Source organism: Micromonospora sp. NBC_00821 (assembly GCF_036347035.1).
Lineage (GTDB): Bacteria > Actinomycetota > Actinomycetes > Mycobacteriales > Micromonosporaceae > Micromonospora > Micromonospora hortensis.
Map to the genome: position 1 here is coordinate 2,242,220 of NZ_CP108880.1, position 26,722 is coordinate 2,268,941.

The 26,722-nt window shown below is 66.1% G+C and carries 22 protein-coding genes; 11 read left to right on the forward strand and 11 right to left on the reverse strand.

Translation table 11 applies throughout. From position 1 onward, the window contains the following. Nucleotides 1–89: 89 nt before the first annotated feature. Nucleotides 90–722 (forward strand): DUF7002 family protein, encoded by a 633-nt coding sequence (locus tag OHB44_RS10290; protein ID WP_330440588.1) that lies wholly within the window; start codon nt 90–92, stop codon nt 720–722. A gap of 437 nt (nt 723–1,159) precedes the next feature. Here the strand turns inward: OHB44_RS10290 and OHB44_RS10295 are convergent, their stop codons facing one another. The 3 genes from OHB44_RS10295 to OHB44_RS10305 form a co-directional block, all read right to left on the reverse strand. After that, the gene (locus OHB44_RS10295; RefSeq protein ID WP_330440589.1) at nt 1,160–1,717 is read right to left on the reverse strand and encodes a DUF4240 domain-containing protein; all 558 of its coding nucleotides are present in this window, start codon (nt 1,715–1,717) and stop codon (nt 1,160–1,162) included. A 219-nt stretch (nt 1,718–1,936) separates the two neighbouring features. Beyond that, the gene (locus OHB44_RS10300) at nt 1,937–2,383 is read right to left on the reverse strand and encodes a hypothetical protein (protein ID WP_330440591.1); all 447 of its coding nucleotides are present in this window, start codon (nt 2,381–2,383) and stop codon (nt 1,937–1,939) included. A gap of 161 nt (nt 2,384–2,544) precedes the next feature. Beyond that, on the reverse strand, nt 2,545–2,964 hold the full coding sequence (locus tag OHB44_RS10305) for a DUF6188 family protein (protein WP_330440593.1): 420 nt from the start codon (nt 2,962–2,964) through the stop codon (nt 2,545–2,547). Nucleotides 2,965–3,084: 120 nt separating this feature from the next. On the opposite strand from OHB44_RS10305, the gene OHB44_RS10310 reads away from it, so the two are divergent. Beyond that, complete coding sequence (locus tag OHB44_RS10310) at nt 3,085–4,053, forward strand: hypothetical protein (protein WP_330440595.1); 969 nt, start codon at nt 3,085–3,087, stop codon at nt 4,051–4,053. A gap of 280 nt (nt 4,054–4,333) precedes the next feature. On the opposite strand, the gene OHB44_RS33470 is transcribed toward OHB44_RS10310, so the two are convergent. Then, complete coding sequence (locus OHB44_RS33470; protein ID WP_442932663.1) at nt 4,334–5,119, reverse strand: GDSL-type esterase/lipase family protein; 786 nt, start codon at nt 5,117–5,119, stop codon at nt 4,334–4,336. A gap of 56 nt (nt 5,120–5,175) precedes the next feature. Between OHB44_RS33470 and OHB44_RS10315 the strand changes: the two genes are divergently transcribed. Continuing rightward, nucleotides 5,176–5,817 carry a TetR/AcrR family transcriptional regulator gene (locus OHB44_RS10315; RefSeq protein ID WP_330440597.1) on the forward strand — a complete coding sequence of 214 codons (642 nt, stop codon included), beginning with the start codon at nt 5,176–5,178 and terminating at the stop codon, nt 5,815–5,817. Nucleotides 5,818–6,134: 317 nt separating this feature from the next. Here OHB44_RS10315 and OHB44_RS10320 read toward each other — a convergent pair whose 3' ends face one another. After that, complete coding sequence (locus OHB44_RS10320; RefSeq protein ID WP_330440598.1) at nt 6,135–6,506, reverse strand: hypothetical protein; 372 nt, start codon at nt 6,504–6,506, stop codon at nt 6,135–6,137. A gap of 1,227 nt (nt 6,507–7,733) precedes the next feature. Then, a complete protein-coding gene (locus OHB44_RS10325; RefSeq protein ID WP_330441213.1) occupies nt 7,734–8,228 on the reverse strand; it encodes an SMI1/KNR4 family protein in 495 nt (164 codons plus the stop codon). A 651-nt stretch (nt 8,229–8,879) separates the two neighbouring features. Here OHB44_RS10325 and OHB44_RS10330 point away from each other — a divergent pair. Next, on the forward strand, nt 8,880–9,218 hold the full coding sequence (locus OHB44_RS10330) for a hypothetical protein (RefSeq protein ID WP_330440599.1): 339 nt from the start codon (nt 8,880–8,882) through the stop codon (nt 9,216–9,218). A gap of 369 nt (nt 9,219–9,587) precedes the next feature. Here OHB44_RS10330 and OHB44_RS10335 read toward each other — a convergent pair whose 3' ends face one another. After that, nucleotides 9,588–10,178 (reverse strand): DUF4240 domain-containing protein, encoded by a 591-nt coding sequence (locus OHB44_RS10335; protein ID WP_330440600.1) that lies wholly within the window; start codon nt 10,176–10,178, stop codon nt 9,588–9,590. 264 nt (nt 10,179–10,442) lie between these two features. Here OHB44_RS10335 and OHB44_RS10340 point away from each other — a divergent pair, with 264 nt between their 5' ends. Then, a complete protein-coding gene (locus OHB44_RS10340; protein WP_330440601.1) occupies nt 10,443–11,075 on the forward strand; it encodes a DUF7002 family protein in 633 nt (210 codons plus the stop codon). 308 nt (nt 11,076–11,383) lie between these two features. Here the strand turns inward: OHB44_RS10340 and OHB44_RS10345 are convergent, their stop codons facing one another. Next, the gene (locus tag OHB44_RS10345; RefSeq protein WP_330441214.1) at nt 11,384–11,881 is read right to left on the reverse strand and encodes a YfbM family protein; all 498 of its coding nucleotides are present in this window, start codon (nt 11,879–11,881) and stop codon (nt 11,384–11,386) included. 855 nt (nt 11,882–12,736) lie between these two features. On the opposite strand from OHB44_RS10345, the gene OHB44_RS10350 reads away from it, so the two are divergent. The 4 genes from OHB44_RS10350 to OHB44_RS10365 all read left to right on the forward strand — a co-directional run bounded on the left by OHB44_RS10350 (nt 12,737) and on the right by OHB44_RS10365 (nt 21,646). After that, a complete protein-coding gene (locus OHB44_RS10350; RefSeq protein WP_330440602.1) occupies nt 12,737–12,922 on the forward strand; it encodes a DDE-type integrase/transposase/recombinase in 186 nt (61 codons plus the stop codon). A gap of 862 nt (nt 12,923–13,784) precedes the next feature. Further along, nucleotides 13,785–19,055 (forward strand): hypothetical protein, encoded by a 5,271-nt coding sequence (locus tag OHB44_RS10355; protein ID WP_330440603.1) that lies wholly within the window; start codon nt 13,785–13,787, stop codon nt 19,053–19,055. Between the two features lie 3 nt (nt 19,056–19,058). After that, nucleotides 19,059–20,252, forward strand: coding sequence for a hypothetical protein (locus OHB44_RS10360; protein WP_330440604.1), 1,194 nt, complete (start codon nt 19,059–19,061; stop codon nt 20,250–20,252). Between the two features lie 935 nt (nt 20,253–21,187). Further along, nucleotides 21,188–21,646, forward strand: coding sequence for a DUF6924 domain-containing protein (locus tag OHB44_RS10365; RefSeq protein WP_330440605.1), 459 nt, complete (start codon nt 21,188–21,190; stop codon nt 21,644–21,646). Nucleotides 21,647–21,833: 187 nt separating this feature from the next. On the opposite strand, the gene OHB44_RS10370 is transcribed toward OHB44_RS10365, so the two are convergent. Both OHB44_RS10370 and OHB44_RS10375 read right to left on the reverse strand, forming a co-directional pair. Continuing rightward, nucleotides 21,834–22,235, reverse strand: coding sequence for an AEC family transporter (locus tag OHB44_RS10370; protein WP_330441215.1), 402 nt, complete (start codon nt 22,233–22,235; stop codon nt 21,834–21,836). Continuing rightward, nucleotides 22,232–23,416: a HEAT repeat domain-containing protein gene (locus OHB44_RS10375; RefSeq protein ID WP_330440606.1), complete on the reverse strand. Its 1,185-nt coding sequence runs from the start codon at nt 23,414–23,416 to the stop codon at nt 22,232–22,234. Before OHB44_RS10375 ends, OHB44_RS10370 begins: the two co-directional genes overlap by 4 nt. A gap of 241 nt (nt 23,417–23,657) precedes the next feature. On the opposite strand from OHB44_RS10375, the gene OHB44_RS10380 reads away from it, so the two are divergent. Together OHB44_RS10380 and OHB44_RS10385 are read left to right on the forward strand one after the other, a co-directional pair. Then, a complete protein-coding gene (locus OHB44_RS10380; RefSeq protein WP_330440607.1) occupies nt 23,658–24,134 on the forward strand; it encodes a YfbM family protein in 477 nt (158 codons plus the stop codon). 219 nt (nt 24,135–24,353) lie between these two features. Beyond that, entirely contained in the window at nt 24,354–25,148 is a 795-nt protein-coding gene (locus tag OHB44_RS10385; RefSeq protein WP_330440608.1) for a hypothetical protein, read from the forward strand. An 80-nt stretch (nt 25,149–25,228) separates the two neighbouring features. On the opposite strand, the gene OHB44_RS10390 is transcribed toward OHB44_RS10385, so the two are convergent. Beyond that, a complete protein-coding gene (locus OHB44_RS10390; protein ID WP_330440609.1) occupies nt 25,229–26,398 on the reverse strand; it encodes an IS110 family transposase in 1,170 nt (389 codons plus the stop codon). Nucleotides 26,399–26,722: the final 324 nt, after the last annotated feature.

Genomic DNA, 26,722 nt, shown 5'->3' on the forward strand with positions numbered 1-26,722 from the left:
GTTGACAGCAGGCCGGCCGCGAGGTGACGGGAAGTCGTCGCGCGGCTCGCTGATGGCCCGTCGGCGCGGCGTTCGGCATGATGACCGTCATGGACGTCGAGGAACTGATCGCGCAGCGTCCGCAGGTCTTCCACACGATGTCGGCGACCGCGTGGCCATCGGTACGACGACACGGCCTCCTGTCCACGCAGCGACTGATCGAGCTGTTCGACCTCGACCCGGTCGAGCGCGACCGACTCCTGAGCGCCCCTCGCAAGCAGTCCACCGTTCTGCGCGCGCCCGGCCTGCCGCCTGCTGTAATCCGCGATCAGAAGCCCATGAAGTTCGTTACGGAGAAAATCGATCCAGACTCCTCGCTGGCCGAGTACCTCGCGGCCATCAACTCCCGGGTCTTCTTCTGGGCCACCGCTGAGCGGCTGGACCGGTTGCGTCAGGCGAAGGAGTACCGCAGTGAGGACCAGGTGATTCTGCACGTCGACACCCGCACCCTCGTCGAACGACACGGCCCACGAGTCGAACTCTGCCGGCTCAACTCCGGTGCCGTGACGCAGAAGAACCACCCCATGCGGGGGCATCGATCCTGGCTGCCAATCGCCGACTACCCGTATGCCGAGTACCGACGCCGCTACGGCCGCCATGGCGCCCTGGTCGAGGTCACCGTGTTGGACGCCGTCCCTGACATCCTCGACCTCACCGACAAAATCGAAGGTGCCATCAACTGATACCCCACTCGTCAGGGTCTGTGTTCGGGTCGGTGAGTTGGCTGACGGACGCCCTCCGGGAGCGGGTTGGGAGCTGCTGGATGCGGTGTCGCGGGAGGCAGTGCCCCCATTCGCGGCAGCTGGCCTGACACCGGCTCATCCGGCCACCGCACCAGTGCCGGTATAAGCGGCAGTAGACCCTGTCCGTCGGTCAGCCGCCGGCGGTTGTCCTAGCCGAGATTAGGGGAGCGGGATGGGAGCAGACGGGCGCACTGAACGGCGTTGAACGGCGCCCAATGGCCCTGAACGGCACCCAACTGCACCCAACTGCACCCACCACGACCTGCACGTTCTCGTTCCCGCAGGTCAGAGTCGGTGCAGCGTCCTGCGAGACCCGAGGTAGTTGACCGTCTGCCTTCAGGTGTTCAAAAGTGGCCCGTCTGCTGCGTGTTCGAGGCTTAGCGCATGGATGGGAATAGCGCACTGAGCCGCGGGAGGCGCCGGCTCATCTCGGTCTCGTCGTCGAAGGCCCACCGGTTCCCGGTGGGCGCCGGGTCTTCCGGATAGTCGTGGTGGAGTGCCCGCAACGCGTCGATGATGCCCTCGCTCTCACCGGTCGCTGTGTCATACGCCTGACGGCTGACATAGTTGAGCGCCTCCCACTCCGGCCAGTCATCGTCGGTCAACTGGTCCGCCCTCATGGTGGACAGCCGGCGCACCTGCGGGACCTCGGCGAGCGCGTCGGGGTCGGCGGTGAGGCGGTCGAAGCTGTCCCGGCCGAGACCGACAAGCCACGGTAGGAAATACCAGAAGCCGTCGCCGGAGCACAGTCCGGACGTGATCCGATATGCGGCGGCCCACATCGTCCACGTCTCGGCCCGGCGACGCGCCGCGGTGAAGGCGACGTCGAACTCCACGATCTCGGCCGGCGTCCGGGCCGCGAGCCGACACTCGATCCACCCTGCCCGGTCCGCGTGCCCCGCAGAATCCTCAATCAAGGACCAGAAGTCACTCACGCCGGGACGATAGCTGTGGCCAAGAGGCAGCACCCCGGCGGGCTTAGCGAGCCTCGAAACCGTCCCCAACCGGCGCTACTGCACCGCGTCGATCCATATTTCGGATCAACCGACATCCACCTCGTGGCAGCACGTCAATGGCTCGACCACCGAGACGACGCCGATCGATCAGCCGCGCACGGATCTGCCGCTGGTCGGGCGTCCGCCTCTGCATCCCGGTCAGGAACGCGCGACGCTGGCCTTGAGGCTCCGCAGCTGTGCGACCTTGCGCTCGGCGTCCTGCCGTGAGTACGAGCCGAGCGCTGAGAGAGGCATGGCGTCGTCGCCGAGACGGAGGACGGGAGCGTAGAGCGGTAAGCCTCCCCGTACGTCGATCTGCACGCAGTCGACCGACTGGATAGCGCTCCACGGTGTGACCTGGTCACGGCTGTCAAAGCCGCAGACACGGACACCCTCTTCGCCGATTACCACGCCGAGTCGAAGGGTCCGCCAGATCCCGGCCATGCCGCTCGTGACGAGTAGGCATCCCAGCACGATGCCGAACCAGTCGCGCTCGGCCAGTACGTCCCCGGAGGTGAAGTACGTGACGCCCAGCAGGGTCCATACGGCGAAAATCACGACTAGGACCGGGATCTGGATGCGTGGCCTGATGACGATGCGGTGCATGGCGGAACATGCTAGGGAGGAGCCCGTCCCGCCAACAGCGGGTAGTCCAGTCCAACTGCTCCAACTGCGGCGTTGGGCCGTCGGACCAACGGACCGTGGTCAAGATCGGGCACACGGACCTGTCGCTGGTCGTAAAGGCGTGCATCACTGTCTATGTTCGGCTACCCAGTGGCGAGGCCGCGGCCGGGGACAGCGACGAAGCGGAATCCCCCGAAATCCGGCGGCGGCATACTCGTGACGGTGAACGCCTCGTACTGATCGTCCGGCTCGACGACGAGGACTGCGTCGTCGGCGAAGGTCAGAGTCAACCGACCGTTCTTGCGGATCTCGGCGGCCGTGATCTGCGCTTGGTGCCGGGCGAGCAACGGTGCCAGACCTGTCGACGTCGACGGGTCGAACCGGCTTTCGGCGCCGGGTGCGCCGTAGGAGAACTCAGTTTCGATGCGGATCTCGATCCACGACTCGACTATGAGCGTGAATGCAAAGTCGATCCGCAGCTGTGTCACGACGCCGTCGCCGACCGGTAGCAGCCACGTGCCGGTCTGCTCGATCAGCCCGGTCGGTTCCACGCGCTCGGTCATGGACCCATGCTTCCCTGGATCCTCCAGGTCGTCGCCGAGTATCCGGATCTGCCGCGGCGGCCCAGACCACGAACACGTTCCGGTTGCCGCGGGCGGTAGGCGGTACGGGATCATGCGGGGATGGGCAGTGTCGTGGAGGTGCGGAGCCCGGTCGACGTCACGCAGCTCCGCGCCCGGCTAGGGGATGCGGATGTCGTCCAGCTCCGTGAGCCGCTCACCGAGGCCGAGTATCGGTCGGTGGCCGCGCTCCTGGTGGATCATCCGATGGTCCCACTGCGGGTCTACGGTTTCGATGACGACCTTGCGACGCTGCGGTTCCTGCGCTGGTTTCCACATGTTCGCCGCTTCAGCGTCGCGAGCCTGTGGCACCTGACCGATCTGACCCCATTGGATCAGTTGAGCGCTGAGGTGGAGTTCCTTGACATCGGCGAGACCCGAAAGCCTCTCAACCTCGCTCCTGTTGCCCAGTTTCGTCGGCTTCGCTGGCTGAGGGTCGTCGAGCACCGGCGTGGTCTTCCCGAGCTGCTGCACGCCAACCCGGGTCTGCGGGACCTGTCGCTGTGGCGGCTCCCCGTCGACCAAGTCCTGCCCGTCATTGCCCTGCCACACCTACAGGCCTTGGCGCTGACCCTCGGCTCGTTGACAAACAGCGAATGGCTCACCCAGATCCCCACACTTCGCTACCTGGCACTGCGCCAGGTGCGAAAGCTCAGCGACCTCACCGCGGTGACACGGTTGCGCTCACTGCAGTGGCTGTGGCTGGAAACGCTCACCGTCGACCGGCTTCCGGACTTCGGCTCCAACACGGTGCTGGCGCGGGCCGAATGCCTCGGGATGCGTCACCTCCGCCATCCGGCAGCCCTCCAGGGCCTCGCCGCGGCACCACAGTTGCGGGAACTCCTGGTTGCAGCGCCGCATCTGCCAGTCGACGCGGTCGTCCCCTTCGTTGGTCACCCGACACTCGAACGCGCAGAGATCGTGCTGGGCAGCCAACACCGCGACCGCGACGCCGATGACCTTCTGCGGCTACCACCACCACGTCCGGACACGCAGTTCGCCGCGATGCACGAGCTGACCCGCATCCTGTAACCCAGGCCCCTGCACGTCGGCGGTGACGTGCCCGCTCGGGCAGCCCCGCAATCCCTGCACCGACCAGCAAGGCCCGGACAGGGCGCGGCGAGCCGAAGGCTTCCGGCGTCACCGGATCGGTAACTGGTGTAGTCAGCTGAGACAGCAATGCCACCCCGTGGTGCCCTAACCAGCACATCCGTTGTAACGACCACTTCGGTGGACCCGAAGACGTCAACGTCGCTCCACGGCGGCGGTAGGGCGTGTCCGCTCATGCCGATGTGCGGATGTTGCCCGCCGGCTACCTCCGGCCGGCTTCTTCTGCAGTTGCGCCCTGCGTGTCGCCGTCACGCTGACTGGCAACGTTCGGTTCCACGGTCATAGGCAGGACTGCATCGACGATCGTGGCCGTCTGTGCACCCAGCGTTCGGCCCCACACGCGGTATCCGGCTGGGCCGGGATGGAAGCGATCCGAGGCGAAGAAGTCGTCTCGCTCGAAGGGCAAGTGCCCGACCGGCAGGTGGAACACGCCCGTGTCCCGTCGAGCCAGGCGCCTGAGTTGCCGGTCCAGTCGGCGCGCGTGGGTCCCAAGCAGCAGCCGCACTGGCGCGGGCAGGGCGGGAAAGCGGTGCACGGGGGGCAGCCCCGCCAATAGCACAGGGATCGGGGCACCGACCCGACGCCTAATCACCGCCACCAGAAGCTCGACCTCGCTCCGGAACCGGCGGGGCCGCCGCAGCCGGACCGCATCGTTGACCCCCACCACCACAAGGACCACCTGCGGGCTCCATCGCGTGTGTGGATCTGTAATGCCGTCCATCAGGTCTGTTCGGATCGTTCTGGCCGTCGCTCCCGATCGTGCCACGACCCGCCAGGACAGGCGCCGCCCAGTCAATGCGGCGAGCGCAGCCGCAGTCTGACCGGCCAAGGCCGTCTGATGATCGGCAGCACCGACCCCGGCCGCCGCGGAGTCACCGAGCACGGCCAGCCGAAGGGGCTCTCCGCCGCCGGCCACCGTTCCCCAGTCATCTCCCTGCGCTTCGGCAAGTCGCGGGATCCGTGCTCGGATCCGTCGTGGCCCCAACATCCAATCGCCTCCCCCTCATAACACTGTTATGTCAATAACACCGTTATGATGAGCTCATGTCAAGGGCAAGCAGCGATCCGCGGCAGGAACTCGTCGAAGTCGCCGCTCGGCTGCTGACCGAGCAGGGACCCCGGTCACTGTCCGCGCGAGCACTAGCACGCGAGACGGGCACCTCCACAATGGCCATCTACACGTACTTCGGCGGAATGCCAGGCCTGGTACGGGCCGTCATCCGGGAAGGCTTCACCCGGCTAGCTGACCGGCTGGCGACGGTGCATGCCAGCGACGACCCAGTCGCCGACAGCTTCCAGTTGGCCATCGCGTACCGGCAGTCCGCGCACCTGGCACCCCACCTGTACGCGGTGATGTTCGGCGGCTCAAGCATCGCCGGGTTCCAACTTTCAGAAGAAGACCGGCGCATCGGCCTCTACACGCTGCGCGTAGCCAGGGATACCGTCCCCCGATGCATCCAGGCAGGCCGGTTCCGTCCCGCAGACCCCTGGTCCATCACCCGGCGCATGTGGTGTCAGCTGCACGGACTAGTCAGCCTCGAACTCGCCGGCTACCTCACCTCAAACCACCCGTCTGATGACGAGTTCCCCCAGTACCTACGGGACCTTGCGGTTGGAGCCGGCGACACACTCGAGCAAGCCCAGGCATCGATAGCGCTAGCCCTAGACAGAGCGAACAACACCTGACGACAGCCCGCCGCGCCAAACACCGGCGGGCAGTAGCAACCCACCACGAAACGCATCATCGTGATGCGGCAAACCGTCGTTTCGAATGCACGCTCATGCCGCATCGAGCACGGGGCACTGCGATGGATGCTGTGGTGACCCGCTGACTGATCATGCCCTATCTGCACCGACTGTTGACGCTGCTATCGGCAGCCTCATCACGGGCCCGGCGCAAGCTCACGATCCATAATTTTTGCCGCTTCAACGCCCTGCCTTTGGCGACGGCTACCGGAAGGCCATCTGGCTCGGTCTCCGCTTCCTCACCTGAAGTCGCGGCGTCAGTTGCGGCCTACGTCGCCGGCTGACTCAGTAGCAGGGACCGTGGGCGGGCAGTCGATCGTGATCGGAATGATCTCGCGCGGCCCGGTGGCCTCCCGGCTGACCTTGAAACGCACGCAGATGTTGTAGTGGACGTCTTGACCACCCAACCAACCATCGGAGGTCGCGCCCGTCATCACAAGCTCGACCGTGGCCAGTAGACCTACCCCATGCTCATCGGAGTTGTGGACCACGGACGTGAGCTGCGTGCCGCCTGTCTCAAGGAGCAGCCGTTCTAGTACCGATTCGTTGCTCTTCCAGCCCTCCAAGTTGTGCGAGTCGGTGGCCCACGGCTCGGTCTCGTGGGCGACCTGCTCCGCCCGCTGCAGCACCTGCTCACGGGCACGGTGGTGGGCGGAGGCGCAACCAGCCGATGAGATCACAGGGAGGCAGGCCAGGAGCCCGCAGACGACTGTCGCCGTGCCTCGATTAACAGGGAGGGTCCGTCGAGTGGCGTCGGTGTCTCGTGGCATAGCGAACAGAGGAACATCGGTGCCCGCCACCGCGCATCCGTCCGCGTACTCAGGACGATGTCAGAAGGCCGTGCACGACGGATTGAGGTGCCAATAAGCGAAAAGCTCAATGCCCGGTCGAATCATGGCATCGAAACGTTGATCGCTACCGAGGAGGCCCTGCGACCGGAGCCCCACGGATCGGCACCGCGCACACGGCTCATCCGGGCCTCCGCCAACTCGTCACTCATGGACAGAGGCTGCTCCACACCGAACCAGCCGGGCGCACCACCTCTGGTGCACGGATCTGCCGCTGACAAGGCGCGGCGACGGTGGGCGTGCTCCCCGGTCGACCGATGCGACTACGGGAGTCAGCGCTGGTGCCAAACCAGGGCACCGGTGGCTGGCAGCTCACGATCGGTGGGCGGCCCGGTGCCAGCCCGGTTTGCGGGGAGCAGGTTGGGAGCAGCGGGGTGCCCTGAACGGCCTTGAACTGCGGCCAACAACATCGAACGGCGCTCAACTGCACCCACCCCTGCCTGTGGCTCCACGTTCTCGCAGGTCGGAGTCGGTGCGGCGTCCTGGTTCCCGCGGAGTGCTCTGCGGTTCTAAGCAGCAGTCGACATCGCCCTATGTCGCCTGGCCAGGGAGTGTGCGCAGGTCAAGGCGGTAAGGAGCTGTTGGTTGTCCTGGCCTTGCAACTGGGAGCAGATTGGGTGCAGGTTGGCGAAGTGGTCTCCGCGCCCGAAGTGGCTCACCGACGCCGGAGAGACGATGGCTGTGAGCTGTGGTGATGCGGTGGAGCGGTGCGGTGTGACCTCCCAGTAGAGGTCGAAGTGGTCAGGCGTTGCTGCTCCCGGGATGGCTGGCGCCGGCCGGCGTCTCGGTTCGCCTAATGCCACGTCTGTAGGCGTGCTGCGGATCGATGTGGAGCGTTGCGGGTGAGCTTGCTGGAGTCCGCCGTAGTTCCGTCAATCGAGACGCCGATCCCACGGGCAGTGCTCTGACCAGGACCTTCAGGCTGGAGACCTCTTCGGCGAGCCCGAAGGCGTCAGTGACGGGCTCGCCTCTGCACTCAGGATCGCTGGGTAGGTGCCGAGCGGGCGATCAGTCGTCCCCATCAAAGTCGGTTTCGTCGACGAGGTCGCCCAGGAATGTCTCGATGTCGGGGGCGAGGACGGTGATCTGGTAGTTCCATTCCTGGTCGACGTGTACGACCGTCGGCTCGCCGGGGGATCGGTAGTCGAGGGCGATCATGTCGTGGCCCGCCGAGGGGCAGTCGGCGATGTAGATGCCGATGTCGGGGTAGCCCCACTCCGCTATCCAGAACGCGTTCCCGAGCTCGCCGCACAGGCTGAAGGAAGCAGTCCGACCGATCGCCGCCAGTGTGTACACAGCCACGTAGTTTGCGGACCAGGAGGTCCGGCCGGGCGAGGGGTGGGCGTCACGAGCCAATACCCCGCCGTTGTGTCGCCGGGCTAGGTCGACGTACGCGGCGGGTAGTTTGCGCCCGAGTTGCGCTTCCACCTCCCGTAGAACCTTGTCGGTGAGCGGGCTTTCCAGCGGACCGGAGGTGTCGAAGATGATCGTGGGATCGAGCACGCGCTGACGGTAGTCGCTTAACGTCAGTTGCAGGAACACCCCCAGCTCCGCAGATTGAACGTTGTTCTTCGTGGCGCGCCCGGCCGTCTGCTCGGGATGGCTGGTCTCCGCTGGGAGCTGCGTCCACCGATCGCCACCCCGGTCGGTGTGCTCCGCCCCGACATGCTGGGGCCGGAACCTGCCTGGAACCATCAGAGCTGTGACGACCTTCCGCCTGCTGCGGCAGACGAATCGCTACTCGCGATTCGCCAAGGTCACCGTCGAGGCTGCCGCGTCGAGCCGGTCCGACGTAGAGGTGGCTGCCGTCGCGGTCGACGAGCACCGGCGGGAAGCTGAGCTGGGCGCTCGGTGGGCTTTGCGTGGACTCTCTTCGGCGGCGAGGGTAATCGTGACCGACCTGGTCGTCCCTGAGGTCGACATCAGTGTGGGCGACGTCTACGAGGCCACTGCCCGCGCTGTGTGGCAGGCGTTGCGCGTCGAGTACCCGGTGCCGTACGTGGGTTTCAGCGATCCTGGGATGGTCGCGTCGTGGCTGAAGAGCATGGTGGGCCGACGGCTCGAGGGCGTGACGGAGGCCCGGTACTGGTGTGAGGGACGGCGTGACCGGATGCCGAGTGCCTGCTGCACGCGTGGCTGTTCTTCGGAAACGCGATGCCGGTCGGTCTGCACGGTCGCGGTGACCAACTCCTGCTCGCGAAGGAGAATCCGTACCGTTCCTACGACATGGACGAGTACGGAGAGACCAGGGTCGGCCCGGCACGGCACCCGGACGTGCTGTCCGGGTCCATCGGCGCCCGGCTCACTGACGGCGCTGTGATCGTCGGCCAGGACGTTGACGAGGTCTGCGCTGGTCTCGTACTGCGGTTCGAGGACGGCGACCTCGTTATCGGCACGCTCGGCGACGAGTGGGTTCTCGCCGTCGGTCCGGTGCCGTCGGCCGCCGCTCATTACTGGGCTGTGCAGCCCTTCGTGCACGGCGGTTGCCGGTAGCGGCTACTCCTTGATCTCCCAGCGGATCAGGCTGCGCAGATCATGACCGTGTCCGCGGGCGCCGGCTCGGTACTGGCGAATTCTCGACCTGGCGGTTCGCACCCGACTGCATGAGCTTCCCAGCCACGAGCACGTCGCGCTTTCTGAGTAGCCCGAGGATGAGGATTGAGCCCCGAGTCGTGCACCTCAAGCTGGCGCACCGGCCAGCCGTCCTTCGTGGTCTCGAGGCAGTTCGTCGCCCCAGATGTCGAACTCGTCGCCCCGCGATTTGTTTCACCGGCGACGGAAGTAAGGGCACACCACGAAGGGATCCTGTCCTGTCCTGGCTTGACCGCGCCGTCTCCAAGCGTCGGGGCTCAGCTGCCGAGATCAATCCTCGTCGGGGTCGAGGAACAGCTCGGCCAGCCGGGGGAGCCGACTCCGCATCTCGTCATCGTCATCGAAGTCGAAGTCCTCACCCATGTCGGGCTCGCGGGCCTTGTCGATGTCGACCGCAGCCTGCTGGCGGGACTTCATCGCCTCGTAGAAGGCATCGTCGCCACCCGTGACCTGCTCGTAGGCCTCGCTTGCCACGTAGTTCACCGACTCGGCGAACAGCGCGCCGTCGTCTTCCTCGGCCGCCGCTTGTCGTACCGCGGGTTGGTCAGCCAGTCCGTCAGGCGAGGCTAGGACACGTTCGTACCACTCGCGCCCTAGCGCGATGACTCCGGCCCGGAAATCGATAAAGCTGTCGTCCGAGCATCCTCCGCCGATCAGGTACGCAGCCGCCCACACGTCCCAGCGGTAGAGCGCGTCATGGAGCTGATCAAACAGCTCCTGGAACTCGAGGATGCCCTCCGGTGATGTTGCGGCCAAGCGCGTTACCAGTGCCGCGGCAACGGCCTCACCGTCGTCGCCGGTCCGCCCGTCGAGACCCGCTCCGGCCGACTTCACGACTGCCCAAAACTCGTCAACGTCCACGGCGCGAGAGTCTCCCACGGCCAACCGACACAACTCATGCCTGTCGACCCGGGCGCCAGTCGCGAGCAGCCGCTCAAGCCTTCCTGACCCTGAACATGCGCTCATGGGGGCGAGCCGGTCGTTACGGGTAGTGGCTGCCTCGGGAGGCGTAAGGGTAGCGCCGCAGACCGCCAGCGCTGCAGACGACCCGTCAACCAGGGGATGGGGGATGTCGACCGGATCACTGATGGCCCGTACTCGTGGACGTTCGGCATCATGGCCGGCATGGACGTCGAGGAACTGATCGCGCGCCATCCGCAGGTCTTCCACACGCTGTCGGCGACTGCTTGGCCATCGGTGCAACGGCACGGCCTGCTGTCCACGCGGCAACTGATCGATTTGTACGGCCTCGACGCTGGCGAGCGTGAGCGACTCTTGAGTGCACCTCGCAAGCAGTCCACCGTTCTGCGCGCGCCCCGCCTGCCTCCGGCCGTGATCCGCGATCAGAAGCCAATGAAATTCATCGCCGAGAAGATTGATCCGGACTCGTCGCTGGCCGAGTACCTCGCCGCCATCAACTCTCGGGTCTTCTTCTGGGCCAGCGCCGAGCGACTGGACCGGCTGCGTCAAGCGAAGGAGTACCGCACCGAGGACCAAGTCGTCCTGCACGTCGACACCCGCGCCCTCGTCGAGCGATACGGCCCACGAATCGAACTCTGCCGGCTCAACTCTGGGGCGGTGACGCAGAAGAACCACCCCTTGCGAGGACACCGATCCTGGGTGCCGATCGCCGACTACCCCTACGACGAGTACCGCCGCCGGTTCGGCCGCGATGGCGCCCTGGTCGAGGTCACCGTTCTGGGCGCCGTACCTGACATCCTCGACCTGACCGACAAGATCGAAGGCGCCATCGGCTGAGCCCCACCTCTTCGCGGCCCCGCAGATCTGCATCGCGCTTCACCAGGCAGGGCGGCGCACGAACACGGGCCCGAGAGCAAACAGCCCGCTGAACCGAGTACTAGCCGTTTGATCTTGTTCGCGCTCATAGCCGTTGAGAGAGCGTGCTGGCCGTAGGCGCGCTGCAGTCTGGTTGACGACTATGCGGGCAGTTCGAGAGCGTCTCGGGATTGCTGCACTGTTGAGCGTCAGTCGTTCCTCTCTACCTCACCGTCTCCGCCGCGGGGGCCGTAGAGGATGCCTGCGGGTCGTGCGTCCGAGTGGCAATGTCAGACGATGGCAAGAAGTATCGCCTGGTCCTGGGCAGCGGCTGAGCGGTAGAAGCGGCAGAGGTCGGCGAAGGCCGGTGCGAGGAAGCTGTCGAAGTCGTCGACGCCGCGAACCCACCCACCCGGGTATATGTCCGCGGCCGCCAGGGCGTCTGGGTCGAAGCGGACGCGCAACGTGTCGACGTCCAGCATGTCGAGCGCGGCGGCTACGACGCGGACCGTTTCCACATCGAGGAGGCGTGGCGGCCCGTAACCGCCCTCCTCGCCGATGTCCTCGCCGCCGAGGACGGCCGCAGCGGCTGGGTCGTCCGACCTCCCGGCGGTTCCGGCCAGCAGGTAGTACAGGGCGTGCCAGGACTTGTGCAGATCCAGTTCGGGATCGGGCATCTCTACGTTTTCATCGTCGAGGTCGCCGAAGAGCAGCAAACTGACCGTCGTCGGATCATCCAAGACGGCCCGCAGTTCCTCGGCCGACAGTCGGCGCCCGATCAGCTCCATGCTCACGAACAAGTCCTCCCGACAAGTCTGATCGCCTCCCGTTGCGGAAGCGCCTTGTTATTGGCAGGGCACGATACCGCCGTCTGCTTCCGCGATGAGACACCAACCTGGGCAACACGTGCTTTATACGTGGGGCCATAGCATCGGTGTTCCACGGGCCGGCGCGAACTGCAAATGGGGGAGCAGGTGGGGAGCAACAGCATGCCCAGAACGGCCTCGAACTGCACCCAACGGCGTCGAAAAGGTGCTCAACTGCACCCACCCCTGCCTGCGGTTCCACGTTCCCGCAGGTCAGGGTCGGTGCAGCGTCCTGTTTCCCGCGGAGTGCTCCGCGCTTTTGCCTAGCGATCGACGAGGTGCTATGCCACCTGGCAGGGCGGCGTGCGCAGGTTAAGGCGGTAAGGAGCCGTTGGTTGGCCTGGCCTTGCAGATGGGAGCAGATTGGGTGCAGGTTGGCGAAGGGGTCACCGCGCCCGAAGTGCTCATCGGCGCCGGACAGCGACGAGGGCTTTGACCTGTGGGGATGCGGTCGAGCGGTGCCGTATGACCTCCCGGTAGCGGGCGAAGTGGTCAGGCGTTGCTGCTCCCGGGATGGTTGACGCCGGCCGGCGTCTCGGTTCGCTTAGGCCATGCTTGTAGGCGTGCTGCAGATCGATGTGGAGTGTTGCGGGCGAGCTTGCTGGAGTCCGCCGCGGTTCCGTCATTCGAGACACCGATCCCACGTGCGGTGCCCTGACCAGGCCCTTCGGGCTGGAAACCTCTTCGGCGCATCCGAATAGTTCACACCGCCCGCTTCTGTGGGCGCTCACCAGGCGACAGAGGGCACGCCGGTGAGACGTACGTCAAGGTCAACGGGTGTGGCGGTACGTTTACCGGGCGGTCGACCAGGATGGGCAGCTCATCGACGTGCTCATCTCGGCCCGCCGGGACGTCGGCGTGGCCCGGCGGTTCTTCCAATGGGCGCTGTCAACGTTGAAGGTGACACCCGCCGAGGTAGTCACCGCCGCCGCTGCGGCTATCCCGGCGTCCCCGACGAGCTGATTCCGCATGCGTGGCACGACGTCGAGCAGTACGCCAACAATCAAATCGAGGCTCATCTCAGCCAGTTGGAACACCGGCTGAAGTCGATGCACGGGTCTGCGAACGGACAAGGCAGCGCAGGGTGATCATCGATGGACACGCGTCCGTGCCGAACCTGCACTGGGACAGTACGAACTCGCCGTCGACGCCCCGCCCGCTCGGCGGGTCGCCGCTGCGTTCACCGAACTCGCCCAGGCGACCTGACTTCGGACCGAGATGGTTCAACACGGCAGCCGATCACTCAAAGCAACGGCGCCGTTGGACATCCTCCTGAGACCTCTCGGCTCCTGGTCTCGGATGTCCATCGAGGCGGGCCAGGACTAGGCGGCGGAACGTCGATGGATGACTGATCAGCGGAAGGCCGCCGGCATGGCGGGTTCCACCCCTTCGGCCGCTGGTGTCATTCCACGGCCTCGGATAGCGTCCAACGCCTCAGTCCTCACTGCCCCACGGCCAGTGAAACCCGAGTGGTGTCTGAAGGAAACGCAACATGCCGCGCTTGAAAATGGCCTTCACCGGTTTGAATAATCACGATCTCCGTGAGCTTCTCGCGGCCAGCCCGTCCCTCGCTCAGGCCGTCGCACCGCTGGTACGGGTCACGGCTGCGGAACTAATGGGGGGACGGCCCCGCGCATTGCGGTCCCTCCGATCGGAGGCAATGCGTGCCGACACCACGCGCCTGCGAGCGTGGCTTGTGCCCCTTCTGCGGGATGTCGAGGACCGTTTCCCGGAGGATCTGCGTAGGGGCCGAGTGACTTCTTCTGACGAAGGCATGGATGCCTTGGTCGGTCACCTCCGCCAGCATGAACCATACGCGGTAGCCGTGATCTTCCTCGCCGCAGTGGCCGATGGCGGCGTGTCGGGCGGCGAGTTCCTCGATGATCGCTGGGACGAGATCGTGGCACGCTTGACGGGCGAGGTCGATTTCGTGCCGGATATCAACCCGTCCGATCCGAGCGCTCCCAACCTTGGCCCGCCTGATACCGCCTTGCCCGATCCCGTTAAAGAGCTCGACGATCTCGTGACTGTGGTGGCCGAGATCCGGGCCGAGGGCGCCGAGGTGGCGCGGGCTCTGCGGGAGGAAGCGGACACCATCGACTCGGTAAGGCCGACAGCGGACTCGCTTACCGACCTCACGGGCTGGTTTCGGCGCGCGGATGAGGTCATCAGCTCCATCGGTGAGCTGCTCGGGAAGGAGCCGGAATCGTTGGCCGAGGCGGCAGCTGTGCTCGCGGAACGGCAAGAGGCGCTCCATGAGGCGGAGGAGCGCGTCCGGCAAGCCGAGGAGGAGCGCCGCAAGCAGGATGAGGGCCGGCGCGTCTTGACAGAGGCTGCGGCCAAGCTGCGCGAACTCGGCCTTTACGACCAAGCCGACAAGATTCTGGCGAAGCTGGACGTCGAGAAGCCTCCGGCATCCCACACCCCTGGCACGGACGACGGGCCCAGCGAGGTGCCGGCCGACCTTTTGCCTGAGGAAGTCGATGGGATCGTGCCGGATGAGCCGATGGATCCGGCATTCATCGAGGAGCTCAAGGAGCCTTTCGCTCCAGAGCCAGCCCAGCAGGTAGGCCCGGAACAGGCCGATGCCGAAGCCGTAGTTGAGGTTTCTGAGCCCGCCGAAGCCATGGCCGAGCCCCCCAACCACCTGGTCGGGCTCAAAGCCATGGGGGCCGATGTGTCGGCGTCACCCTGGGATGAGGGTGAACCGCCGCCAATCGTCAATCTGTTGCTCGAGGAGGAGTACGGGCTGGCCTGGCTGCTCACCCGGGCAGCGGGCGAATCGAAGGTGCGGCGGCAGGCTCTGCACTTCTTTGCGGCCGCGATGAGCTGTGACCCGGCCGACCTGGCGGCAAAGCAGGCCGGGTTCGCCCCGGACGAGGAGGAAGTCAACACCGCAAGCGTGGACGAGGCCCGAGTGCTGCTCGCGGCGTGCCTGCGCTTCGGGCTGACCACCGGCTACTCCCCACTGGGACTGCAGCAGCTGGTGGACAGGGCCAGCATGGAGTCCGAGCCGTCCCACGAGCTTGTGGTGACCGCGGTCCCGGCCGTCCACCGCGGACAGCGGCGGCTTGCTGGCGATGATGCCAGCTTCCCGCAGATGCTGGAGCAGTGGTCGGGTCTCGCCGCCGCAGCAGAGCAGCTGCGGCAGTCGTTGTTACTCCGCAACATCAAGATGCACCGGGCCACACGGATCCTGCACGACCTGGTGAAGGACGGCAACGAGCTGGGCATTGCCCTTACCCAAGTCGTGCAGCTCGCCGACGCCGGCCTGCCGACGAACGGCAGCCCGGACGAGCGGATCAAGCAACTCCAACGGCTTGCCGCCCAGCTGCACGATCGGTCAAAGGTGCGCGGCCTGATCGACAAAGCTGATGCCCGCGTCAGCACCAAATCGCAGCTTCGCAACGAGATCGTGGCGAACGCCCGGACCCGGCTAGAGGCGTCGATCGACGAGGTCCGCGATTTCATCGAGCAAGCCATGGGCCTGTACGCGGCGATCCGGCAGCCCGACCGCTCGATGGAGTTCCTTCAAATTGATGCGCTGCGGCGGGCCTCAAGGCAGTACCGGCAGCCAGCGGAGATTCGCACGGTCGGCTCAGCGGCACTGCATCAGCTTGCCCTCTGGATCGCCTCGGAACCCGCCCCGGTCGGTGTGCAAACGGTCGAATCCCTCGAACAGCACGCCGCCCGGCTCGTGTACGAGGTGGACCGGGACGAGGACGGCCGCCCAGACGAGCAGATGACGCTGCAGCAACTGCGGGGCGCACTGGCCGGAAGAACCCTTGCCGAGGCGGTGCGTGGCCATCTCAAGCGGGGAAACGTAGCTCTGGCCCTCCGACTGCTCGACGAAGCCAGCGGAACCGAGCCGAACGATCTGCGGCAGGCCTGCCAGCAGGCCCGGCGGGATCTGAGGCAGCGGCACAGCAGGGCTGTGGCCTCGGTGGAGTCGGCGATCGCCAAGCTGCGGTCGGTGGGCCGGGACGAGACCGCGCACCGACTTGAGGAGGACCTCGAAGGGCTGCGCGCAACACTCGTCGACCGTTTCGATCTGACCATGGGGCGTCTCGACGCGGTGCTCCAGGAGGCCCGGTCGAAGCTCACGGAGTACCGGGAGGAACTGCGCGAGCGCATCAGCGACGTCTCCCAGTCGCCTATCGACGCAACCCGTATCACCAACTTGCTGGACAACGGCGATGAGGTCACCGCTGAGGAGTTCCTCACCCTGCTGGCCGCAGGCCAGCAGCTGCCGGAGGATGACGCCGAGCCGACCGACGACGACTTCACGGCGTTCTTTCCCCGGGTCGTCGAGATGGCCACAGAGGCGACCGCAGCGGTCGGCGATCCGACGGACGACGTCATCGCCCAGCTTCAGCGCAAGCTAGGCACCGGCGACCCGATGTCGGAGATCATCCGGGACGGTATCGCCTCGTGGCGTACGCTGCGCCAGCTCAAGATCGCTAACACCCAGACTCCCCACCTTCGCCGCCTGATCGGCGACGTGCTCCGTATGCTGGGCTTGGTTCCAGCCGAGGGTAGCTACCTCAACACTCTTTCTGACGCGCCGCGCACCCGGTCCGCGCTCTTTCAGGTACGCGCGAAGCTGGCAGGCCGCTCGTACGTGCCGCAGTTCGGCACGCAGGCCAACGGCCGCTACAACGTCGCGATCATGTGGGAGCGGGCGACGCCCGGTCGTCTGCTAGGTCTGATCCCGGACCGGCTCCGCACCGGCCCCAACATCATCTTGTACTTCGGCACCCTACCTGCCCAGCAGCGGCTTCAGCTGCGGAACTTGAGCAGCCCGGGCCGCGACACCAGCGGTACCGTGCTGCTAGTCGACGAGGCGGTGGTTGGTTGGCTGGCCTCCCGGGAGGAGCCAGACTTCCGACTCACCCAGCGGATCGCGCTGCCATTCAGCTCGATCAACCCATACACGCCCTTCGCTGGCGGTGACGTACCTGACGAGGTCTTCGTCGGACGTGACCGCGAAAGGGCAGAGGTGGAGTCGCCCACCGGCTCAATGTTCGTCTACGGCGGCCGGCAGCTGGGCAAGTCGGCACTGCTGCGCCGGGTAGAGAAACTCTTCACCGAAACCACCGGCCGAGCGTCCACCGGCCGCCGAGTGGCCCTCTACCTTGACCTCAAGTCGGAAGGTATCGGCGAGTCACACGAGCCCAAAGAGCTGTGGGCCCTACTCAACCGCCACCTCAAGGCGCTGGAGGTGCTGCCGTCCGGGATGGCTGCCAACGCCGGCCCGCAGGTCGTTGCCGATGGCATTAAACGTTGGCTGGACAAGCACGAGGCTAACCAGCTGCTGTTGCTGCTGGACGAGGCCGACCTATTCCTGACCGCCGACTTCGCCCCAAAGGACTCCGACTCCGGGGCCCGCTTCCAGACCCTCCAGCGGTTGAAAAACCTGATGGAGTCCTCCGGCCGCCGATTCAAGCCAGTGTTCGCCGGTCTGCACCAGGTACAACGGTTTCACGACTCGGCCAATACCCCGGTGGCGCACGGCGGCACCGACATCCTCATCGGACCGCTGCGCGCGGCCGAGGTGCGCAAGCTGGTCGCGGAGCCGCTGCGGGCGATCGGGTACGAGTTCGAGCGCAACGAGCTTGTCTGGCGGGTCGCCGCGTTCACCAACTACCAGGCCAGCCTGGTGCAGATCTTCTGTGAGGCTCTGGTTAACCACCTGCGCGAACGTCCGCTGTCGTCGTCCGGCGGCCGTGTAACCATCACCAGCGAAGACATCGACGCGGTGTACACCAACCGAGACGTCCGCAACCTGATCGAGCAGCGCTTCCGTTGGACCATCAACCTGGACAACCGGTACCGGGTCATCGCCATCGTGGTCGCGCTGCTCGGCAACGAGTCGCCGGCCGGTGCCCGGTTCAACCCCGAGGACCTGCGCGAGTACTGCGAAACATACTGGCCGGAAGCGTTCTCCAGCGACGTCCTCACTCGGAAGGAATTCATCCGCTATCTCGACGAGATGGTCGGGCTGGGGGTGCTGCGCCGCAGCGGCGAGTCGTACGGCATGCGCTCGCCGAACGTGGCCCCCATGCTGGGTACGCAGAGCGCACTCGACCAAGAGCTGCGCGAGGCATCCACGCATTTCGAGTTGCCCTACGAGTACAACCCCACGATGAGCCGCGCGGCGATGACGAACGCTGCCCGCGGGTCCGGTCCGCTGCGCTCTCCGCTGACCGACGCAGACATCGCCGACCTGATCGGTGAGCGTAACCACGACAGCGGGAGCGCCTCGCGCGTCTTGCGAACGGGTGCCCGGTACTCCACTGCCCTGGTGATCGGCTCGCCCGCGCTAGGCATCGACCGGGTGGTGGAGGCCCTCACCATGAGTGCCGCATCGCGGGAGCACCTGAACTTCGAGAGAGTGACACTTGCAGACGTACCGCGGCACCTCACTGGCAGCAGCCGAGGACGACATCGCTTCCTTCTGGTGGAGTGTCCACCGGGACGGCGCCAACAGTTCGAGGCAGAGTACGCGCGGGCGCTCCGGGCGGTCGCCGCGCTACGCACCGTCCGTGCCATCATGGTCGTGAACTCGGCCGACTACACGCTCCCGGTAGAGGATCCCGAGGTCTCGGGTGATGTGCTGCGACTGAACTTGCGCCGTTGGTCGGCCGAGGGCTTGCGGGCCTGGCATGACTTCCCTTTCGACAACCCGCAGGAGCGGCGCCGACTGCATGAGTTGACGTCCGGCTGGCCGGGCCTCGTCGAGAACGCCGTCTTCTTGGTTTCGAGGGGGCGATCAACCGAGGACGTACTGGACAGCCTCACTGTCCCCTTCAGTACTGACAAGCGCGCTGCGACGTTCCTGTCCGGCGCCGGCCTCACCGAGCACCTCGACGAGGCAATGCTGTGGGCCCAGTACTGCGCCACCATCGACCCAGTCACCCATCGGATCGCCGTGGAGCCGGTGACCCACGGCGACCTGGAGGCTATCTGGAACAAGGACGCCGACCACTTGCTCAACCGCATGCTCGACCTGGACATCGCCGAGCAGGACGCCGAAGGCAAGGGCTGGCTGCTAGACCGAATCGTCGCAGCCGCTCTACTCAGCTGCGGCACGTAGTCGATGGACGACGACATCTGGCGACTGCCCGGACCGTCACGCTTGGTCGCCGAAGCCGTGCGGGAAGTGAAACGCGGCCGCCACACCGCAGTGGTGCTTCCAGCAGTCCTCGGTGATGACAAGGACTTCGTGTCCGGGCTGACCAGTTCCCTGACCACCGCGCTGTGGGCGGCCAACGAGGATCCGCGACGGGTTACCACGGACGAGGAGGACAGCGAGCCGCTGGCCTGGCTGGCCCAGGCCCTGGACGTCAACGAGAGCCCGCTCAGCACATCCCAGTTGCTTGACCATGGCGAGGCTGCGGGTAAAACGGCCGTCCTCGACTGCACTCCGCTACACCCTAAGCTCCGCCACGAGGTTGCCGCCACCGTCACCCGTCTGGTGACCGAGTCCAGGCCTCGTCCTGCAGACTACCGACCGCGCCTACTGCTGATCTGTACCCGCGACGCTCTACCGCGTCTCGGTGCCGATCACACCGACGTGACGTTTGAGCCTCTCTGGTGGTGGGGACGCCTGACTAGGTGGGACGTCGCGGCGCAGATCCAGCAGACGATAGAGGCACGGTCCGAGCCCGGTGTCCTGCGAGACGTGCGCCTGGAGACGCTGATCGAGGTCTGCCGGTGGGACATACGTCTGGCCACTGCTCTTGCCGACGGCTGGGACGGGGACCCCGACTTGCTGCCAGCACTGATCGACGAGGCCGCTGCGCCGGCCGTCGCGAAATTCCCGCCCGGCCGGCTAGCGCGCAACTCCGGGCGACGACCCACGGGTGACCTGGTCGATTACTGGGATAACGGCGCCGTAGACCTCTGGCACGACGAGTGCATGCCAGCCATCCGGTCAGCCACCGACCGGGCGAAGGCAGTCCGGCACGCCATCTGGGCTGCCCAGGCCCGAGTCCTGCTGCCCTGGATTGAGACGCGCCGCCAGGCGGTCGCTGCGGACCTGCTCCGGGCACGCGGGAAGACGGCAGTGCAGTCCGTGATCGGCGGCGCGTCCGACGTACTTGAAGTGGGTCCGCTCTTCGTGGCGGTAAAAGCGCTGTCCGGCCGGAACCGGCCCGCCTTGCGCGATGCGGTGTACCTCCTGTGGCAGGCGCGAAACAAGCTCGCCCACTTGCAAGCCCTGCCAACGAATGAGCAGCGTGATCTTGTTACCGCGTTCGCGGGCCTAAATCTGGAACCTGGCCGAGGATGAGTTCGCGGCGACGATGTCTCCTGGTCGGCGGCGCCGGTTCACCGGAAAACTCCCCGTCGAGGGCGGAACCGCGCCCGCATCCGGACCGAACCAGCGGGCGACCCAACCATGTCGACAACCAGGTTGCACAGCCGAGGAGGGACCTTCGTCAGGAATCCCGCAGGCATGGCGCAGATCATCACTATCATCGACAGCCGTCACAAGTTCAGCGAAAGGCAGGCCCGGTCCATGTGCGGTCGCGATCGGGGGAGCGGGTTGGGAGCAGTTGGGTGCGCTGAACGGCGTTGAACTGCATCGAATAGCGCACAACGGCGCTCAACGGCACCTGCCCCCACCTGCGCCTTCTCGTTTCTGCAGGTCAGAGTTGGTGCCGCGTCCTGGTTCACTGCGGAGTACTCAACGCCATTGGACGGACTTCAACGATTCTCTATCTCCCCTGATGGGGGAGTGTGCGCAGGTCAAGGCGGTAGCGACCTGGTGTGGTGGTTGGGCCTTGCGTTGGGAGCAGATTGGGTGCAGCTCGGCGAAGTGGTCACCGTAGCGAAGAGGTCACCCCGCTGTGCCCTGGCCAGGCCGCTGAGCAGCAGAGCTGGTGCGCTCCGGAGGGGTTGACCTCCCAGTGGATACCGAAGAGGTCAACCCTCCAGCACTCCGACTGGTTGGTGCTGGCTGTTGAACTGACGCCTGCCGACACCGATCACGAGGCCAGCCCGCATCGATGCACGGCTCTGACTGTGCCTGCGGTGGCGTCGGTACGGATCCCGCGAGCTGAGACCCAGATCCCACTGGCGAACCTCTGAGCAGGGCTTCCTGAACGGTTACCTCTTCGGCGGTCCGAAGATGTCAGCCATGGGGTTTCCGGCCGTCACTTGGGCGACGTCCGCTCATGTCGATGAGAGTGCGTTCGATGCTGCCGGTGGCCTATCCTCCCGTGCGTGGATGAGCGCATGTGGCACCAGAGTTCCGACGTTTCCCTTGTCATCCGTACCGATTTTGCCCATCCGCAGGAATGGGCAGCGATTCAGGCGGCGATCGTTGAACCGCAGACAGAAGACGGGTTCACCGCTCTCGTTGCATTCGTCGATGATCGTGCGTTCGAGGGGATCACGCCGCCGCAGCTCCTGGAGGTGGTACCTGCGGATTTCAATCATGCCGTTGCCTTCCTCGTCGACACGAAGGCGCTGACCCACCCTGATCGGCCGATCCTGGTAGTCAACCTCTACGACTACGTGGAAGATCTAGAGGACCAGGGCAAAGGGCCGCAGTACGGTGCCACGTTCCGAGTCCTGCCGTCCGAGATGTGGTCGGTTCAGAACAACCTCACGATTTCGAACATGGACTGGGAAGATTTTGCCGACAATGCGAACGGCGAAGGCATCTTCCGCGGCTTCTAGTAACACGCAACCTGATGCGAACATCTGCCGCCGACATGGCGCATTAGCCGTCCGTACACTCCCACGGCCAGTGCGGCATCGAGATCGCCCGCCGAATCATCAGGCGATGATCGTGGCTGCAGACCTGGCCGGCCAGCGCCATGGTCGGCGTGACTGACCATATTGCTGGACGAGTCGGCTGATGGACCTACCCGAGCAGCGCCGCGGCCGCGGCCAGGGTGGCCAGCGACAGCGTCGTGGTCACCACGACCGCCCGGTTGGCCACCGCCTCGCCGACCCCGTACTCCTGGCCGAAGATGAACGTGTTCTGCGCTGTCGGCAGGCCCGCGCACACCACCACGGCGAGCAACTGCGGCGCGGATAGGTGCAAGGCCAGCCCGGCCGCGTACGCGATGACCGGCTGTGCGACGAGCTTCAGCGCGGTGATCACGGCCAGCTCGGCCAGCTCGGCCAGCTCGGCCGGCTTGGCCGGCTCGGCCCGCGACGGCGCCGTGCGGTGCATCGACGCGCCGAGCGCGACCAGGGCGGCCGGAACCGCGGCGCCCGACAGTCTCGCCAGCAGATTGCTGACTGTGGGCTGCCGGGTCAGCGAGCGGTGGGGTTGGCTAGTCGGCCCAGTTCGGTTGCGGCGAGTTGGCGCAGGGTCTGGTCGGGGTCGCGGGTATACCGGTGGAGGATGTCCGGGGCAGCGTCGGGCGCGAGGTGTCGTGCCACGACCGCGACGCGCTGACGGACCATTGGATCTGGGTCGTCCGCCAATTCGACCAGGAGTCGCCCCCGGAGTGATGGCCCGCCTTCGGCGCTGGCGAGTCCGCTGAGGGTCGCCGCTGGTACTGCGGCCTCGCCGTCTCGTGCCAGCATCGTGAGTTGCGGCGCCACGCGGGGATCCGAGTCAGCCGCCTTCGCCAGCGCTTTGGCGGCTTGGACTCGCAGTTGTGGGTCTTGGTCGGCAGCCAGCGCCAGTAGCGTATCGACCGCCGCTGGCCCTCCGACTGAGCCGAGGGCTTCCGCAGCGTTTTCGCGGACGTGCCGATCGGGGTCGTGGAGGAGCCGTTGCAGGGCCGGGGTCGCCTCGTGACTTCCGAGTCGTCCGAGTGCGTAGGCGACCATGGACCGTACTCGCGGTGTCGGGTCGGCGGCGAGGGCAGCGAGCGGTGCGACCGCCTCAGCCCGGCGGGTGTAGCCAAGCCTGCTCGCGGCCGATACCCGGACCTGCTCGTTCAGGTCACGCAACGCCAGAACGAGCGCGCCGAATGCCCAGTCGTCGCCGGCTGGGTCAGGGATCGAGCCGACCGCCATGGACCTGATCTCCGGGTCGGAGTCGGTCACGGCCGCGGCGAGCAGCTCGACATCCTGTGCGTCGACCACGAACCCGAGCGCCCACAGCCCCACACAGCGCAGCTCCGGCGTATCACCCATGGCGAAATCACGGACCACACGCCGGCTGGCCGAACGGTCTGCGTGCAGCAGCTGGATGATCTCGGCCTGGAGGCTGTCCTGGTCGTCCCCGAGGTCGCGCGCCGAAGCGCGTAGCAGTACCGGCAGCGCCGCCACGCCCTCGATGCCAGCCAAGACACCGGCAATCAGGTCCCGGCCGTAGAAGTTCCCCTCGTCGAGGAACCGGTCCAGTACCTCCTGCAGCCGGGGTACCAAGGTGGTGTCCCCGGATGCGGCCAGTGTCGTGACCGTCGGCGCGATGTCGTCGTAATCGTCCTCAAGCTCCATGGCGTGCCGGACCACAGCCTCCAACGCCTCACGGCTGTCGATCATCCGGTCACCCTGCCACACCACCACCCGGCGGTGGAACAGCCAACGCATGTTCTGTGGCGACCTCTTCGGCGTGCCCGTAGGAGCCAGCGTTGGCGTTCTCTGCAGCGGCCGGGGCGGTGTCCGCTCATGCCGAAAGTCGTGCACCTTCCTACGCCACGTGACCGCTCTCTAGGCGGTTGCATCCGGATCGCCGGGCATAGTCGTCCCGCAGCGTCCAGTGCACGCCCGTACGATCGCCGGCATGTTAGGGGTGCACTTCGCCATTACATCCGAGCAGGAGCGCTTGCTGCTAGCGGCGGACGACGACAAGGTGGGCGAGTTCCTTGAGGAGCTAGAGGAGTCTCGGGAAGACGACGCTTTGACGGTTGACACCGACAAAGCCTGGGACGCGATCCATCGCTGCCTGAGCGATGGCACTCTCGACCCAGACGGCGGCGTGTATCCGTGGTCCCACGCGGTGCTCGGTGGCCGGCACCTACACGTTGACTGGTACGTCGTGTACGTCAGTGCCGCCGAGGTGAGGGATGTGGCCGAGGCACTGCGAACTGTTGACCGAACCTGGCTACGCCGCCGCTTCGATTCGATCGATGGTCGCGACTACGACGGTGCCCAGGACGACGAAGATTTTGAGTACACCTGGAACAACTTCGTTGATGTTCAGACGTTCTACGACCGGGCCGCGGCGGCGGACCGCTCAGTACTCTTCACCGCCACCTGAGTCATGATCCGCAGCTTATCTACCCTAAGAGGCGCGCCGATCTGGCATGCTGCTCGGCTCAAGGAGCGTTCGCGTACGCAGCGTCGCGCACCTGCGCCGAAGACATTCCGCCAGGCAGCGCCGCCAGTACGGCGTCCCGCAACGTCGGCGCCTGCTGCACTGCGACCGGCGGCGTGGCGATCAGCGTCCCGGACGAGCCGCGAGCGGTAAGGGCAGATCGTGGCTGGTGAGCAGGGTAACCGGTTGATCGTCGAGCACGAGGAGATTGTTGGGGTCGACTTTTCCCGGCAGGGATTGACTGGGCTCGTCGGCGTCGGTGCCCGTTTCGAGCGGTGCCGCTTCGACGGATTGCGGTTCCAAGACGTGGCGCTCGGCGCGGGCATGGAGTTGTCGCAGTACGTCGAGTGTTCCTTCGATGGTGCGCTGCTGACCGGAGGGGCTGGCTACTCCCGGTTCGTCGGTTGCACCTTCCGCGACACGGAGATCCGTGATCTGACGGCGAGCTATTTGGAGCTTGTCGACTGCGTCTTCACCGGACGGATCAGGTCGACGACCTTCCGGGGCGCTCCGCCGCCCGGCTCCGCGGAGCGGTTCGCCAGCGATCTGGCGTTTTTGGCGAGGCAGGGGCGGGTGGAACCTCCGGGGTATCGGGCGCTTGCGTTGCGGGAGTCCAACGAGTTTCACGGTAATGATTTCTCTGGTGCTGACTTGGTCGATACGGCGTTTCGCTTCGGCGTGGACCTGACTCGGCAGCGCCTGCCGAGCGGCCCGGACTACCTGTACGTGCCTGACGCTGAGGCCGCCCTGCACCGTGCCCTGTCACTGTTGGCCGACCGGCCGGCGGATGACGTTCATGCCCGGGTGGAGCGGTCGTTGCGGCGGATGCTCGATCGGGAGGTCGGCAACGGTCAGCGGCAATTGCTGTTCCGCGAGGCAGACTACAAGAGCCCGGGGGCGCTGAAGCCGCAGGACCGGCTCATGATCGAACTCCTGCGGCAGGCCACCGGCACCTAGTCCTGATCGAGGTCACGTGAGGACAGGACGTCAATCCTGCCGTACGGCCGGAATCGAACCGCATTTGGCTCCCCTCTGTGTCAAGACAACGCTGGGAGCGGAGTTCTAAGCTGGGTCTTGGCGGGTCCGGGAAGTGACTTCTCCGAAGAGCCGGCTTGGGGATGCGAGCTGGTCACGCTGGAGTCAGTGGTCGTTCCCCGTTGTCCTCCCGGGCCCGCTGCCGTGGCGGCCACGGCGTCGTTGATCATGCACCGGTAGACGATGTCGGACAGGCGTCGTTTCAGCGCGCGCAACGCTTCCATTGACGTCTTGCCGGAGGCTTTCTTGCGGTCGAAGTAGGCGCGTCCTTCGGTGGGGTTGCGGAGCTGGACGGTGGCCATGATGTGCAGCACTCGGTTGATCTGCCGGTTTCCGGCGCGGGAGAGCCGGTGTCGCACCTGCTCGGCGGAGGATGCGTCGATGGGGGCGGTGCCGTTCCAGGAGGCGAAGTGGGCCCGGTTCGGGAACCGGGTGATGTCTCCGACCTCGACCAGGAGCCGGGCGGCGCCGGATGGTCCGATGCCGTGCAGGTCCATGAGGGTGGTGCCGGTGGAGGCGACCAGTTCTTTCAGTTCCTTGTCGGCGTCCTTGGTGCGTTGGTAGACCCGTTCGAGGTCGCTGATCAGCTCCGCGGCGACGCGGCGTCGGGCTTTGCCGACCGTGTCGCGGGGTCGGACCTTGGCCAGCAGTGCCTTGGCCTGGGCGGCGGACAGGCTCTTCTTCGCCCCACCGGGAATCAGTTCCAGCAGCAGTTGGTGCAGCTGGGAGACTATTCGGGTGTGGTCGACACCGAGGGAACGACGCCTGTCGATCAGGATCCGCAGCAGGGCGAGCTGTTCGTCGTTGACCGCCGGGCGCAGCCCGGCCATGCGGGTGCCGACCAGCGCGATGGAGTGGGCGTCGGTGGCATCAGTCTTGCGGCCTTGGCCGGTGGCGAACACCCGCGCCCTGGCGGACAGCTTCGGCGGGACGTCAACGACCTGCTCGCCGTCGGCGAGCAGCCGGTTGGCGATGTGCCGGCCGATGCCCTGGCAGCCCTCGATCGCCCAGACCCGGTTCGGCCACTGCTTGGCGTACTTTGTCATCGCCGTGTAGCCGTCGCGGTCGGTGTCGAACCGGCCGCCGCCGACGATAGTCTCGTCGCTGGTCATGACCTCGATCGTGGCGGAGCGCTTGTGCGGGTCCATCCCGATGACCACACGATCTGACATGCCACTCACCGCGTCCTCCGATGCTCGATCCGCTTGGGTTGTCGAGCCGGGAGGGCAACGCTACTTCGAGCCGAGCAAACCCCTCTTGAGCCTCTCCCCGCCCTGGGGCGGCGCCCGGACCGCGCAGGCCAAATGAGAGCCACACGACCAGCGTGGGCAGCCGCAATGAGAGCGACAGCCCGGGCGCCTCGACCGAAGCCTGGCCGGGCCACGGTCGCAGGTCAATGAAACAAGTAGCCGCTGACAAGGCGCGGCGATCGTGGACGTGCTTCCTTGTCGACCGATGCGGCTTGCGGGAGCCAGCGCTGGCGCCAAGCATGGGTA